The following is a 12,937-nucleotide window of genomic DNA, read 5'->3' on the forward strand; positions in this document are numbered from 1 at the left end:
GCGGACGACCGGGGGCAGTGGGCCGTCACCAGGTGACCGGCAGCTCGTGCAGGCCGTAGATCACCGCGTCGTACTTGAACTTCACTTCATGCAGCGGTACCGCCGCCCGGAGTGTGGGGATGCGGCGGAACAGGGTCGGGTAGACCACCTGTAGTTCCAGGCGTGCCAGTGGCTGGCCCAGGCAGTGGTGGGTGCCGCCGCCGAACGCCTGGTGCCGGCGCGCGTTGCGGGTGATGTCGAGCCGGTCCGGGGCGGTGAACACCTTCGGGTCGCGGTTCGCCAGCTCGCCCAGCAGGATGACGCCGTCACCGGCCGGGATGGTGTGCCCGGCGACTTCGATGTCCTCCAGTGCGGTGCGCCGGCGGCCCAGGTGCACGATCGACAGGTACCGCAGGAGCTCCTCCACCGCGTTCACGACGATCTGCGGGTCCTGGGCGTCGCGGATCATCTCCAGCTGCTCAGGGTGGAGCAGGAGGGCCAGCGTGCCCAGGCTGATCATGTTGGCGGTGGTCTCGTGGCCGCCGAGCAGCAGCAGAACGCCCATGGTGGCGGCTTCGCGAGCCGTCAGTTCCCCGGCCCGCACCTGCGCGCCCAGCTTGGAGATCAGGTCGTCGCCCGGATGGGCGATCTTCTGGGAGACCAGGGCGTCCAGGTAGTCGATGAGCGCCGTGTGCGCCGAGCCGCGGTCGGCTCCGCTGGCGGTGGCGGAGACCAGTACCTTGCTGTTCGCCTGGAAGAACTCGTGGTCGTCGTAGGGGACTCCGAGCAGCTGGGAGATCACCAGCGACGGCAGGGGCAGGGCGAGCGCCTGGACGAGGTCGGCGGGCCTGGGGCCGGCCAGCATGCGGTCGATGATCTCGTCGGTCATCCGTTGCACCGTGGGGCGCATCGCCTCGACCCGCTTGATGGTGAACGTGCCGCTGATCATACGGCGCAGCCGGGCGTGCTCGGGGTCGTCCATGCCGACGAAGCTGAGGTCGGTGGCGCCACCGTGGCTGTGCCGGGGGTCGATGGGGCTCGGGAAGTTGGGTGCGGCGAAGTCGACGCTGAGGCGCGGGTCGGTCAGCAGTTCCTTCTGCTCGGCGTGACCGGTCACGGCCCACGGTGTCGACCCGCCCCAGGAACGCACCCGCGTGACCGGTCCGCGGTCGGCGAGGGCCCGCAGCTCCGGCGAGGGATCGAAGGGGCACGCGGCGGAGCGTGGCGGGGGGAACTGCGGAACGGTCTCGTCGATCTCGCTTCGCGTCCCGTCGGTGTCGCTTCGCCTCTCGTCGATCTCGCTTCGCGTCTCGTCGGTGTCGCTCGGAGAAGTCATCGGTCAACTCCCGGTGTGGGGAAGCGGCGGACTGTGTTCACCGTGCCCGGCGGACCGGACGGCACAGTGGGGGCCGGGCTGCCGGCAGGGTGCGGCTGCTCGTGGTGGCAGCGGGTCGTGCCCGGTGGTGGGTCGTGGACGGTACGCGCCGGGCGGCTGGGGTCCCGTGCATCCGGCTTCACGGGGTGACGGGCTGCTGGGGGCGCGTGTAGTGGTCGACGAGAAGCGCGCGCTGGAGGCGCGTCTGCCTGGGCATGTTCCACCCCAGAACGCCTTCCGGTCCTCGGAGGCCGGTGTAGCGGACCAGGAAGCGCCCGTCGTGCGGATCGCCTTCGACAATCTCGGCCCGAGCGCCGGCGGAGGCGATGCCGTGGATCTGGAGCTTGGCGTCGAACTGGTCGGTCCAGAAGTAGGGCACGGGCGTGTAGGGCCGGCCGGTGCCGAGGATGTCCGCGGCGACGGCGAGGGCCTGCTCGGCGGCGTTGGTCCTGTTCTCCAGACGCAGGAGACGGCCCAGTCCTTCGTGGTGCCAGCGCGCCACGTCCCCCACCGCCCACACCCCCTCGGCGGCCCGGCAGAAGGCGTCGCAGACGACACCGTCGTCCAGGTGCAGGCCGCTGTTCCTCAGCCAGCCGGTGGCCGGGGCGCAGCCGACCGCGGTGACCACGACGTCCGCGTCCAGGTCCGTGCCGTCGCTGAGCCGTACGCCGGTCACCCGGTCCCCGCGGGTGTGCAGGGCGTCCACCAGCACCCCGCCGCGCACCGCCACGCCGTTGCGTCGGTGCAGGTCGGCGAGGTGCCCGGCGACCAGCGGACCGAGCTGCTCGGCCATCGGGGCCGGCTGCGGGCCCGCCAGGGTCACGTCCAGGCCCGTCCGCCGTGCGGTGGCCGCCGTCTCCGCGCCCAGAACGCCGTCGCCGATCACCACGACGCGGCGGGCGGAGAGCAGATCGGCGCGCAGCGCGGTGGCGTCCTCGAGGGTGCGGACCACGTGAGTGCCGCGTATCCCGCGCTGAGCCGGCAGGGTCCGGGCGGTGATGCCGGTCGCGATGACGACCGCGTCCGCGGTGAGGGTGCGCCCGGCCGCGGTGGTGGCCTCGCGTCGGCGGGCGTCGAAGCCGGTCGCGGGATCGCCGAGCACCCACTCGGCGTCCAGGGCCGCCAATGCCTCGATGGAGCGCAGCAGGGCACGCCGCGGCTCCCAGGCCCCGCTCAGCACCTGCTTCGACAACGGGGGCCGGTCGTAGGGAGGTTCAGGCTCCGCGCCGAGCAGGGTCAGGGTTCCCGTGTAGCCCTTGCGGCGCAGTGCTTCGGCGGTCGCCAGGCCCGCGACCGAGGCCCCGACGACCAGGACGCTCTGCACCGCGTTCATGCGTTGTCCTCCAGGACGATGCACGCGGCGGGGCAGACGGCGGCGGCCTCGCGGGCCTGCTCGTGCCGGTCTTCCGCGGGGGTGGCGTCGAGCAGGACGACGATGCCGTCGTCATCGCGCTGGTCGAAGACCTCCGGGGCGATCAGCACACACTGGCCGGCGCCGCAGCACTTCTCTTCCTCGACGGTGATCTTCACGGTTGTCCTCGTCTTCCGGTGGTGGGGGGACATCGGGGTGTGGGACGGCCGGGAACCGGCCCCGGGGCCCGATGGGCGATGCGCCGGGGCCGACCGGCCAGCCGGGCTGTGGCGACCGACGGCCGTACCGACGGTCGCACCGACCGCCGTACCGGCGGCCGTATCGAGGGGGGTCTCAGCGGTGGGTGACGGGCGCGGTCAGCAGTCCCACCAGCGCGTCCTCCAGGGCGTGGGCGGTGCGCTGCCACGAGGCACCGGGTTCGGCCGTTCCCGCGGCCGCGGCCCGCTCGTGCTCGGCGCAGGTGTGGAGGATCAGGTGACGGGCCATCTCGCCACGCTCACGGCGGACTTCGGCGGGGACGGTCGGCCCCAGGCACCTTCCCAGCTCTCGCAGCGTGTGCCACAGGCTCTCCCGGGTGAGGGACTCGTCGGTGACCAGAGCCCGCATCAGGGGGTCGGTCAGTACCTGCACGGTGAACCGCGCCTGCCAGGACGGCACGCCGAGCGCGTCCAGGTGCTCGGTCACGGGACGCACCAGGCACCGCACCCAGTCCCTGATGTCATCGCTCTCGCCGACGGCTTCCACGTGCCGTCGGCGGAGGGCGTCGACCGCCGTTCCGTGCCTGGTCATGATGGTGTGCACCAGCGCCGTCTTGCTGCCGAAGTGGTAACTGACGACGGTGGTGTTGCCCTGCCCGGCCGCCTCGCCGATCTGCCGGTTGGAGACGGTGGACAGGCCGTGCTCGGCGTACAGGCGCTCGGCCGCCGCCATGATCGCCTCTCGTGTCCCGGCTCCGCGTCCGGGCCTGCGTTCCGTCCTGTCGGCGGTGTGGTTCACCGTGTCGTCAGCTCCTCTCGCCGCGGGGTGGTCGCCCCTTGCGGTGCGGTACGGGCCGGGTGGTGCCGAGGCTGTGCCGGGGGCCGGCGCATGCCGTCTCCTCCGAGCGGTCGCCCCCCACCTAAGCCCAGCCCGTCGTTCTCAATCAACCGCCTGACTTAAATGCGCGGGGAGGTAGGCCGAAAACACCCGCCGGATCGGCAGTTCCGGTCATCCGGAGGGCGACGGGACCGGGCGGCAGGGGTCAGTCCGCCAGGCGGACGCGCACGGGCAGGGAGGCCCAGGAACGGAGGGTGTTGTTGAGGTGCCGCCCCGGGTCGCCGGCGAGCTCCAGGCACCGGACGCGGCGGGCGAGGGCGGTCAGCAGGGTCTCGGCCTCCAGACGGGCGACGTGCTGTCCGACGCACTGGTGGATGCCCATGCCGAAGCCGACGTGGCCCGAGGGGTCACGGGTGAGGTCGAAGCGGTCGGGGTCGGTCCAGCGTTCCGGGTCGCGGTTGGCCGCGCCGAGGAACATGAGGATCTTGCCGCCCTCGGGTATACGGGTCCCGGCGATGTCGACGTCCGTGGTGGCGGTGCGGAAGAAGGTCTGCACCGGTGACTGCCAGCGCACCGCCTCGTCGAACGCCACGCGGGCCAGGGCCGGGCGCTCGCGCAGCCGCCGCCACTCGTCGGGGTGCGTGGCGAACGCGTACAGGGCGGCGGCCAGACCGTGGACGGTGGTGTCGACGCCGGCGGTGAGCAGGGAGCGCACCACCAGGGGTGCCTGTTCGTGGGTGAGGTCGCCGCGGTCGGCGGCGGCCCAGATGCGGGCGCCGAATCCGTCCTCGCTCAGCGCCTCGCGGGCGCACCGGGCGTTCACCCAGGCCGACAGCTCGGCCACCCGGTGGGCGTCGGCCCGGACGAGGTCGTTGCGCGGTCCGAAGGCGTTGAAGGCCATGTTGCCGTAGGGCAGCAGGTGCTCGCGCCCGTCCGGGCCGAGGCCGACGGCGTCCGGGAAGACCCGTAGGGGGAATGCCTTCGCCAGGGCGTCGAAGGCGTCGAACTCCTGCCCCCGCTCGGCCAGTACGGCGTCGACGAGTTCCTCGGCGACCGTCTGCCACGTCTCGCGCAGCCGGCGCAGGGCGGGCGGTGAGAGGATCTCGCGCAGCACGCGGCGCGGCGCGTCGTGGTGGGGCGGGTCGCTCTCCAGCAGCAGGCTGGGCGGTCGCCACGGCTTCTCGTGACGGAAGTCGGCCAGGCCCACGCCGGCGCCGGACCGGAAGGTCTGCCAGTCGGCCAGGGCGGCGTGCACCTCCCGGTGACGTGCGAGGGCGTGGACGTCGTAGCGGGAGAGGCGGACGACGGGGCCTGCTGCGCGCAAGTGCCGCTGCAACGGCTCGGGTTCAGCCAGGTGCTGTGCGGCGAACGGGTCGGCGTCGCTGATCGGCGCCGACGCGGGGACGGCTGCTGTCTCGGTCATGGCGGCTCCACGAGAGCGGCGGGGAGGAACGGGCGGGGGGGCTCGGACGTCCCGGCGGCGCGAGGCCCGGGACCGTCGGCGTCAGGGCGCTCAGAGGTCCAGGACCAGGCGGTCCGAGCGCGAGCGGGACACGCAGGGCATCATGCAGTCGCCGGCCGCGCGTTCGTGGTCGGCCAGGACCGCGTCGCGGTGGTCGGGCGTTCCCTCGATCACCGGGACGAGGCAGGTGCCGCAGGTTCCCTGCTCGCAGGAGGACAGCACCTCGGCTCCGGCCCGGCGCACGGCGTGCAGCACGGAGGTGTCGGGGGTGACGGTCACCGTGCGGCCGGTACGGCGCAACTCCACCTCGAAGGGCGTCCGGCGCACGGGCGCGGAGCGGTCCGCGGCGGTGAAGCGCTCGGTGCGCAGACGGTGTGGCGGCCGCCCGGCGCACGCCTCCTGTACGGCGGCCAGGAGGGGGGCCGGTCCGCAGCAGTACACCGTGGTGCCGGGCGGCGGCTCGCTCAGCCATGCCGCCAGGTCCAGCAGGCCGCACTCGTCCTGGGGACTGAGGTGCACGCGGTCGCCGTAGGAGTCCGTGAGGTCGTCGCGGAACGCCATCGAGGCGCGGGTGCGGCCGCCGTACAGGAGCTGCCAGTCGGTGCCCGTCGACGCGGCCTGGTGGATCATCGGCAGCAGCGGGGTGATGCCGATGCCGCCCGCGACGAACAGGTAGCGGTCGGACGGCACCAGCGGGAAGTGGTTGTGCGCGCCGCCGAAGCCCACCGGATCTCCCGGCATCAGCCGGTCGTGGACGTAGGCCGATCCTCCGCGCCCGGCGGGCTCGCGCAGGATCGCGACGCGGTAGGAGTACGGGTCCCACCGGTCGCCGCACAGCGAGTACTGCCGGGTCGTCGCGTCCGGCAGGACCAGGTCGATGTGCGCCCCGGGTGTCCAGTCCGGCAGCCGCGCGCCGTCCGGGTGGTCGAGGACGAGGGACACGACGCCGTCGGCGACGACGTCCTTGGAGCGGACCCGCAAGGTCAGGGCGGGGGTGGGCCGGAGAGGTGAGGGCAGCAGGTTGTGTACGACCACGTCGTCGCCTCCTGTCTGGGGAATGCAGGAAGGATGCGCGTGGCCGCGGTCGCACCGCGACGGCGTTCTCACTCAGCGAGAGGCGGACTTCGTACGGACGTCACGCTGCCGTCGCGCTGCCGTCACACACCGGGCGCCTCGCGTGCGGCGGGCGCCCCCAGCGCGCGGGACACGCCTCGGGCGGCCATCCGTACGACGGGGACGACCGCCTGGGCGCCCGCGTCGTTGGGGACGATGACCGACAGGGCCGCCACCACGGTGCCGTCCGCGCCGCGCACCGGGGCAGCCACACCGAGGGCCTCCTCGTGGACGTGCCCGGGGCAGAAGGCGTAACCCCGCCGGCGCGCCTCGGCCAGGAGGGTGCGCAGTCGTGCGGGTGTGGCCGGAGTGGACGCGGTGTAGGCGGTCAGCGGGCCGGCCAGCACACGTTCCCTGACGTCGGCGGGGCCGTGGGCCAGGAGCACCAGGCCGCTGGACGACGCGTACAGGGGCAGTCGCCCGGCGATGCGGGAGTAGTTGACCACCGCGTTCGGGGCCGAGAGGCGTTCGAGGAACAGCACGTCGTCACCTTGCAGGACCCCCAGTTGCACGTGGTGGCCCACCACGTCGTGCACGCCCTCCATGAACGGCATCGCCGCATCGCGCAGCGACAGCGTCGGCGAGGCCCTCATGACGAGTTCCCAGAGCCGGACCCCGATGCGCACCCGGCGGTCGTCGTCCCGGCTCAGGAAGCCGTGGGCGACCAGTTCGGCCACCAGCCGGGAGGCCGTGGCCACGTGCAGCCCGGTACGGCGCGCGATCTCGGAGACGGTCAGCGCCGGCTCGTCCTGGCTGAACGCCTCCAGGATGCGAGCGGCACGGGAGAGGACCGACTCGTGGTGGGGTGTCTTCATCGGGTGCCGTTCGGGTGATCGAGCGGGCGGGCGTCCCCTGCCCGGCCCAGGATGGCATCACGGCACCACCGGGAACAGGCCCGGGGCACCTTCCCGTTGGAGGCGGCGTCAGCGCGCGAGGACCGTGTCGAGGCGGGCGAGCAGCGTTTCCAGGCTGGTCAACTGCTGCGGTTCGAGCGATCCGAAGAGTTGGCGGAGGACGCTCGTTCCCGCTCGCTCCGCCGCTGCCAGTGTCGTCCGGCCGGCCTCCGTCAGGGAGACGGTCTTGCGGCGGCGGTCCTGGGGGTCGCCGGTCCGGGCGACCAGGCCGAGGCGTTCCAGGCCTTCCACGATCTGGGTGACGGAGCGCGGCGCCTGGCCGAGGGCGTCGGCGAGTTCGGCCTGGTGCAGTGCGCCGCGGCCGGCCAGGACCTGAAGGACCTTGGTGCGGGACAGGGACAGCCCCGCGGCCGACACCATGCGCTGGTCGACCTGCTCGCGCACGCCGTGGGCAAGGGTGAGGAAGGACAGTCCCACCTGCTCCGGGGCGCCGCCGACGGCCGTCATGTCGTGCTCGCTCATGGTTCGGGTATCCTCCCACACCATGATCGTGAGGTACCTCATGAATGGAGTGTGTGATGGACCGCCCTGTTGCCGTGATCACCGGAGCCACCTCCGGACTGGGCCGCGTCGCCGCCTTCGAGCTGGCCCGCCGGGGCTACCGCATCGCCGCGGTGGCCCGCTCCCGCGGCAGAGCCGAAGCCCTCGTCGACGGCCTGGCCGGGGTGACCGACGCTCCCGTCGACGTCTTCCACGCCGACCTCGGACTGCTCTCCCGGGCGCGCCGGGTGGGTGACGAGATCGCCGCGCGCCTTCCGCGGGTGGACGTACTGGTCAACAACGCCGGTCTGCACGCCTTCTCACAGCGGATCACCGCCGAGGGGTTCGCGGAGATGACCGCCGTGAACCACCTGGGCCCGTTCGTCCTGACGCAGGCGCTGACGGACACGCTCCTCGCCTCGGCGCCGGCGCGGATCGTCAACGTCGCGTCGGAGGCGTCGCGGCAGGCCGGGACGATCGCACCGGCCGAGGACCTGCGCCGCACCGATCCCTACAGCCGCCGGGAGTCGATGGCCCTGTACGGGCGGACCAAGCTGATGACCATCATGTGGTCCCAGGAACTGGCCAGGCGCCTGAACCCGGAGAAGGTCACGGTGAACTGCTGCGACCCCGGTTTCAACGCCACCGGTCTCGGCCGGGACCTGCCCGGCTCCGCGGTCCTGCGGCGCGTGCTGAACGCTCTCGGGATCGGCGACCCCCGCAAGGGCGCCGGCATCATCGTGCGGCTCGCCACCGACCCCGCCCTCGCCCGCACCAGCGGCGGCTACTTCTCCGTCCGCGACGCCCGCCCGCTGGAGTGCCCCGAACCCGGCCGGGACGCCCGCGCGCAGAGGAACCTGTGGGACGAGACCATGGCACTCCTCACCGCCCACGCGGCCGGCTGAGCCGACGGTCCCTCTCGGGGAGTACGGCGACCGGTCCGCCGAAGCCGCGAACCTCGTCGCCGCCAGGGGCATCCCCCGGGACGTGCCGGGACCGGCCGACCGGCCGCCCCGGCACGCGTGATGCGGGTGGTGCGGGTGGCACGTGTGGTGCCGGTATCACGTGTGGTGCGGGTGGTCAGCCGCAGTTGTTGCGGTTGATCTTCAGGGAGCGGGTCTGGTCGTTGAGGTTGTAGCTGCGCAGATCGTGGATGGAGCCGCCGCTGCGGGTGACGCACACCCAACGGCCGCTGTGGTTGCGCCCTTCGTAGACGCGGGCGGTGCGGGCGGAGTTGTTGCGGATCGAGCTGCCCCGATCCCGGATCGCGAGCGGAAGGTCTTTGACACTGCCGTCCACGGCCCGCCACACCCAGGGCTGTCCGCCGAAATTGATGTCCGGGTAGATGCACACGTAGCCGGACGGGCAGTCGATCGCGGCCCGCACCGGGCCGGCCGCGCCGGAAGCGGAGGCCGGCAGAGCCGTGGTGAGGAAGGCCAGGGCGGCGACGGCCCCGGCACGCATCAGGTGTTTGATCACGCCACTACACATACTGGTCGCCCGGTACTGCCCAGACGGGGTTGCCCGCAGGTTCACCTGTGCGGGGGAGCGTGATGTCCGTCCCGGCAAGCCCCCAGCACCCGGCGACCGCGCTCCGGGCGCCCGCACCTCCGGCATTGCCGAGGGGTGGCAGCCCCTGCACCCCGGCACCACATGGCACCTACTGGCACCACGTGGCACCGAGTGGCACACCTTGGCATCATCAGGCGCCACCCGACCCCGCCAGAGACCCATGGGCGCACACGGCGCCACCGTCATCCAGGCACACGACATCACATTTCCGCAGGACAGAATGGGTACCCCAGACACCCGCCCCAGAGATGCGCCCTGACGGCTTGCGCATGACGCCATTGTGGCGCCATGATGGCGTCATGGACCTCACTCCGTATGTCGACGCCCTTCGTCGCGAGCTCGCGGTGGCCGCCGAAGCCGGTGGCGACGACGCCCGCGAGCTGGCGGAGAGGCTCACCGCTCCCCTGGAGTCGGCGACCCGGCTGACCATGCTCGAGGTGCTCTCCGCCGCGATGAACGAGATCACCCGCGAACTCGCGCCCGGCTCGGTCGACGTACGGCTGCGCGGACTCGACCCCGACTTCGTGGTGACACCGCCGCCCGCGGACGGCGGCGGCCCCATGGAGCCGACCGCGCCGGTCGCACCGGCCGAACCGTTCAGGACCCCGGCTCCGGCCGACGGCGACGAGGGCGGCACCGCCCGCGTCAACCTGCGCCTGCCGGCCTCCCTCAAGGCCCTCGCCGAGGAGGCCGCGACCCGCGAGGGCCTGTCGGTCAACGCGTGGCTCGTGCGCGCCGTGTCGGCGGCGGTCGGCGGTGACCCCGGGCCGCGCACGACGGAGAAGACCCAGACCCGCGGACAGAGCTTCACGGGCTGGGTGCGCTAGCCGCACCCTCACCCGCATCGCCTCACCCACACCACGTCCCCCTGCGGGGACGTCCGGAAGACCCAAGAGGACGGGACAGCCATGCCTTCTTTCGACACTCCCGAACCGATCTCGGCCACGGCACACGTGGAGGCCGGTTCCATCCAGTTCACCGCGGGCGACCGCCACGACACCGTCGTCGACGTGCGGCCCCGCGACCCGCAGCGGGACCAGGACGTACGGGCGGCCGAACAGACCGAGGTCACGTACGCGAGCGGCGCACTGACCGTCAGGACGCCCAAGTCCCCCCTGTTCGGCCGCACCGGCACCGTCGACGTGACGATCGAACTGCCCACGGGCTCGCACATCGACATGACCGGCGCCTGGGCCCAGGTGCTCGGCGAGGGCCGGCTCGGCGAGGTCCGCGTGAAGACCTCGTCCGGCGACGTCCGCCTCGACACGACCGGCCCGCTGAAGCTGACCGCGTCGCACGGCTCGATCACCGTGGACCGGGTCGAGGGCAGGGCCGAGATCACCACCAGCTCCGGCAGCCTGCGCGTCGGCTTCGTCGACGGCCCCGCCGTGCTGAAGAACTCGCACGGCACCACGACCGTCGGCGCCGCGACCGGCGAGCTGCGGGTGCGCGGCGCCAACGGCGACATCGAGATCCGGCGCGCCGAGGACTCGGTCACCGCCATCACCGCCCACGGCACCCTGCGCGTGGACGAAGTGGCCCGCGGCACCGTCCGGTTGGAGACCTCCTATGGCGCCATCGACGTCGGCGTCCGCGAGGGCACGGCCGCCTGGCTCGACGTCCGCTCGGGCTCCGGGCAGGTGCGCAACACGCTCACCGCGTCCGAGACCCCGGAGAAGACCGAGGACACCGTCGAGGTCCGCGCCCTCACCCGGTACGGCAACATCCACGTCCGCCGCGCCAAAGCCTGAGCCCCGAACGACCGGCCTCGCCCCCTCACTCCCCCAGCCGCTCCAGCCTTCTCACCAGGAGGACCCCATGCCTTTCTCTGTCATGCCCACGCCCAGACGGGGTAGCGGTCACCCGCCTCCGGCCGCCATCTCCGCCATCGGTCTGCGCAAGTCGTACGGCGACAAGACCGTCCTCGACGGCATCGATCTGCGCATCCCGGCCGGGTCCGTGTTCGCGCTGCTCGGCCCGAACGGCGCCGGCAAGACCACCGCCGTCAAGATCCTCTCCACTCTCGTCACCGCCGACGGCGGGCAGGCCCAGGTCGCGGGCCACGACGTCGCCGCGTCACCGGACGGGGTGCGGGCCGCGATCGGCGTCACCGGGCAGTTCTCCGCCGTCGACGGGCTGATCACCGGCGAGGAGAACATGCTCCTCATGGCGGACCTGCACCACCTGCCCAAGCACGAGAGGCGCCGGGTCGCGGCCGAGCTGCTGGAGCGCTTCGACCTGGTGGAAGCCGCGAAGAAGCCCGCCGCCGGCTACTCCGGCGGCATGAAGCGCCGCCTCGACATCGCCATGACCCTGGTCGGCAGCCCGCGGATCATCTTCCTCGACGAGCCCACCACCGGCCTCGACCCGCGCAGCCGCCACACCATGTGGCAGATCATCCGCGAGCTGGTCTCCGACGGGGTGACCGTCTTCCTCACCACCCAGTACCTGGAGGAGGCCGACGAACTCGCCGACCGCATCGCCGTCCTCCACGACGGCCAGATCGCCGCCGAGGGCACCGCCGAGGAACTCAAGCGGATCGTCCCCGGCGGACACGTCCGGCTCCGCTTCACCGACCCGGACACCTACCGGAGCGCCGTCTCCGCGCTGGGCGAGGTCACCCGGGACGACGAGGCGCTGGCGCTTCAGATCGCCGGCGACGGCAGCCAGCGCGCGCTGCGCTCCCTCCTCGACCGGCTGGACGCGGCCGGCGTCGAGGCCGACGAGCTGACCGTGCACACCCCCGACCTCGACGACGTGTTCTTCGCCCTCACCGGCAGCACCAAGGTCCCCGCCCAGTCCAAGGTCCCCGCCCAGTCCGAGGAGTCCGCCCGATGAGCACCCTGTCCCTGGCCGTCCGCGACTCCTCCACCATGCTGCGCCGCAACCTCCTGCACGCCCGGCGCTACCCCTCCCTCACCCTGAACCTGCTGCTCACCCCGGTCATGCTCCTGCTGCTCTTCGTCTACATCTTCGGCGACGTGATGAGCGCGGGCATCGGCGGCGCCGACCGCTCCGACTACATCGCCTACATCGTGCCCGGCATCCTGATGATGACCATCGGCGGCACGACCGTCGGCAGCGCGGTGTCCGTCTCCACCGACATGAGCGAGGGCATCATCGCCCGCTTCCGCACCATGGCCATCCACCGCGGCTCCGTGCTCGTCGGGCACGTCGCCGGCAGCGTGCTCCAGTGCGTCGCCAGCGTGCTCCTCGTCGGCGCCGTCGCCGTGGCCATCGGCTTCCGCTCCACCGACGCCACCGCCCTGGAGTGGATCGCGGCGTTCGGACTGCTCGCCCTGTTCTCCCTGGCGCTCACCTGGATCGCGGTCGGCATGGGTCTGGCCAGCCCGAACGCCGAGGCCGCCGCCAACAGCGCACAGCCGCTGATCCTCCTGCCGCTCATCTCCAGCACCTTCGTCCCGGTCGACGCGATGCCGGGCTGGTTCCGGCCGATCGCCGAGTACCAGCCGTTCACGCCCGCCATCGAGACCCTGCGCGGACTACTGCTCGGCACCGAGATCGGCCACAACGGCTGGCTCGCGATCGCCTGGTGCCTGGGCCTCACCCTGCTCGGCTTCTTCTGGTCCACGTCGCTGTTCCACCGCGACCCGAAGTAGCGGGAGCGGACCGGT

At 72.5% G+C, this 12,937-nt stretch carries 14 protein-coding genes; 5 read left to right on the forward strand and 9 right to left on the reverse strand.

Annotated features, from left to right (window positions below; all coding sequences use genetic code 11):
• Nucleotides 1-25: 25 nt before the first annotated feature.
• The 8 genes from ACFYWQ_RS21925 to ACFYWQ_RS21960 form a co-directional block, all read right to left on the reverse strand.
• Nucleotides 26-1,315 (reverse strand): cytochrome P450, encoded by a 1,290-nt coding sequence (locus tag ACFYWQ_RS21925; RefSeq protein WP_389518534.1) that lies wholly within the window; start codon nucleotides 1,313-1,315, stop codon nucleotides 26-28.
• A gap of 178 nt (nucleotides 1,316-1,493) precedes the next feature.
• Nucleotides 1,494-2,687: an NAD(P)/FAD-dependent oxidoreductase gene (locus ACFYWQ_RS21930; RefSeq protein ID WP_389518535.1), complete on the reverse strand. Its 1,194-nt coding sequence runs from the start codon at nucleotides 2,685-2,687 to the stop codon at nucleotides 1,494-1,496.
• Nucleotides 2,684-2,884 carry a ferredoxin gene (locus tag ACFYWQ_RS21935; protein WP_389518536.1) on the reverse strand — a complete coding sequence of 67 codons (201 nt, stop codon included), beginning with the start codon at nucleotides 2,882-2,884 and terminating at the stop codon, nucleotides 2,684-2,686. The genes ACFYWQ_RS21930 and ACFYWQ_RS21935 overlap by 4 nt, the downstream gene beginning before the upstream one ends.
• A 175-nt stretch (nucleotides 2,885-3,059) precedes the next feature.
• Complete coding sequence (locus ACFYWQ_RS21940; RefSeq protein WP_389518824.1) at nucleotides 3,060-3,656, reverse strand: TetR/AcrR family transcriptional regulator; 597 nt, start codon at nucleotides 3,654-3,656, stop codon at nucleotides 3,060-3,062.
• A gap of 310 nt (nucleotides 3,657-3,966) precedes the next feature.
• A complete protein-coding gene (locus ACFYWQ_RS21945; RefSeq protein ID WP_389518537.1) occupies nucleotides 3,967-5,184 on the reverse strand; it encodes a cytochrome P450 in 1,218 nt (405 codons plus the stop codon).
• 90 nt (nucleotides 5,185-5,274) lie between these two features.
• Nucleotides 5,275-6,258: a PDR/VanB family oxidoreductase gene (locus ACFYWQ_RS21950; protein ID WP_389518538.1), complete on the reverse strand. Its 984-nt coding sequence runs from the start codon at nucleotides 6,256-6,258 to the stop codon at nucleotides 5,275-5,277.
• Nucleotides 6,259-6,380: 122 nt separating this feature from the next.
• The gene (locus ACFYWQ_RS21955) at nucleotides 6,381-7,151 is read right to left on the reverse strand and encodes an IclR family transcriptional regulator (RefSeq protein WP_389518539.1); all 771 of its coding nucleotides are present in this window, start codon (nucleotides 7,149-7,151) and stop codon (nucleotides 6,381-6,383) included.
• A 108-nt stretch (nucleotides 7,152-7,259) separates the two neighbouring features.
• Nucleotides 7,260-7,712 carry a MarR family winged helix-turn-helix transcriptional regulator gene (locus ACFYWQ_RS21960; protein WP_389518540.1) on the reverse strand — a complete coding sequence of 151 codons (453 nt, stop codon included), beginning with the start codon at nucleotides 7,710-7,712 and terminating at the stop codon, nucleotides 7,260-7,262.
• A gap of 56 nt (nucleotides 7,713-7,768) precedes the next feature.
• On the opposite strand from ACFYWQ_RS21960, the gene ACFYWQ_RS21965 reads away from it, so the two are divergent.
• Nucleotides 7,769-8,635: an SDR family NAD(P)-dependent oxidoreductase gene (locus ACFYWQ_RS21965; RefSeq protein WP_389518541.1), complete on the forward strand. Its 867-nt coding sequence runs from the start codon at nucleotides 7,769-7,771 to the stop codon at nucleotides 8,633-8,635.
• 175 nt (nucleotides 8,636-8,810) lie between these two features.
• Here ACFYWQ_RS21965 and ACFYWQ_RS21970 read toward each other — a convergent pair whose 3' ends face one another.
• A complete protein-coding gene (locus ACFYWQ_RS21970) occupies nucleotides 8,811-9,209 on the reverse strand; it encodes a peptidase inhibitor family I36 protein (RefSeq protein WP_389518542.1) in 399 nt (132 codons plus the stop codon).
• Between the two features lie 392 nt (nucleotides 9,210-9,601).
• On the opposite strand from ACFYWQ_RS21970, the gene ACFYWQ_RS21975 reads away from it, so the two are divergent.
• The 4 genes from ACFYWQ_RS21975 (at nucleotide 9,602) to ACFYWQ_RS21990 (ending at nucleotide 12,922) form a co-directional block, all read left to right on the forward strand.
• Complete coding sequence (locus tag ACFYWQ_RS21975) at nucleotides 9,602-10,129, forward strand: hypothetical protein (RefSeq protein WP_389518543.1); 528 nt, start codon at nucleotides 9,602-9,604, stop codon at nucleotides 10,127-10,129.
• A gap of 81 nt (nucleotides 10,130-10,210) precedes the next feature.
• The gene (locus ACFYWQ_RS21980) at nucleotides 10,211-11,053 is read left to right on the forward strand and encodes a DUF4097 domain-containing protein (protein ID WP_389518544.1); all 843 of its coding nucleotides are present in this window, start codon (nucleotides 10,211-10,213) and stop codon (nucleotides 11,051-11,053) included.
• Nucleotides 11,054-11,120: 67 nt separating this feature from the next.
• Entirely contained in the window at nucleotides 11,121-12,140 is a 1,020-nt protein-coding gene (locus tag ACFYWQ_RS21985; protein WP_389518545.1) for an ATP-binding cassette domain-containing protein, read from the forward strand.
• A complete protein-coding gene (locus tag ACFYWQ_RS21990) occupies nucleotides 12,137-12,922 on the forward strand; it encodes an ABC transporter permease (protein WP_389518546.1) in 786 nt (261 codons plus the stop codon). The genes ACFYWQ_RS21985 and ACFYWQ_RS21990 overlap by 4 nt, the downstream gene beginning before the upstream one ends.
• The last annotated feature ends 15 nt before the right edge of the window (nucleotides 12,923-12,937 follow it).

The sequence above is a fragment of the Streptomyces sp. NPDC003247 genome, from assembly GCF_042888135.1.
Classification (GTDB): Bacteria; Actinomycetota; Actinomycetes; order Streptomycetales; family Streptomycetaceae; genus Streptomyces.

Excerpts from the sequence above, each read along its gene's own strand:
- ACFYWQ_RS21990 (WP_389518546.1), top strand. The coding sequence starts at position 12,137 with ATGAGCACCCTGTCCCTGGCCGTCCGCGACTCCTCCACCATGCTGCGC.
- ACFYWQ_RS21975 (WP_389518543.1), top strand. The coding sequence starts at position 9,602 with ATGGACCTCACTCCGTATGTCGACGCCCTTCGTCGCGAGCTCGCGGTG.
- ACFYWQ_RS21925 (WP_389518534.1), bottom strand. The coding sequence starts at position 1,315 with ATGACTTCTCCGAGCGACACCGACGAGACGCGAAGCGAGATCGACGAG.
- ACFYWQ_RS21980 (WP_389518544.1), top strand. The coding sequence starts at position 10,211 with ATGCCTTCTTTCGACACTCCCGAACCGATCTCGGCCACGGCACACGTG.
- ACFYWQ_RS21930 (WP_389518535.1), bottom strand. The coding sequence starts at position 2,687 with ATGAACGCGGTGCAGAGCGTCCTGGTCGTCGGGGCCTCGGTCGCGGGC.
- ACFYWQ_RS21955 (WP_389518539.1), bottom strand. The coding sequence starts at position 7,151 with ATGAAGACACCCCACCACGAGTCGGTCCTCTCCCGTGCCGCTCGCATC.
- ACFYWQ_RS21945 (WP_389518537.1), bottom strand. The coding sequence starts at position 5,184 with ATGACCGAGACAGCAGCCGTCCCCGCGTCGGCGCCGATCAGCGACGCC.
- ACFYWQ_RS21965 (WP_389518541.1), top strand. The coding sequence starts at position 7,769 with ATGGACCGCCCTGTTGCCGTGATCACCGGAGCCACCTCCGGACTGGGC.
- ACFYWQ_RS21985 (WP_389518545.1), top strand. The coding sequence starts at position 11,121 with ATGCCTTTCTCTGTCATGCCCACGCCCAGACGGGGTAGCGGTCACCCG.
- ACFYWQ_RS21940 (WP_389518824.1), bottom strand. The coding sequence starts at position 3,656 with ATGGCGGCGGCCGAGCGCCTGTACGCCGAGCACGGCCTGTCCACCGTC.
- ACFYWQ_RS21960 (WP_389518540.1), bottom strand. The coding sequence starts at position 7,712 with ATGAGCGAGCACGACATGACGGCCGTCGGCGGCGCCCCGGAGCAGGTG.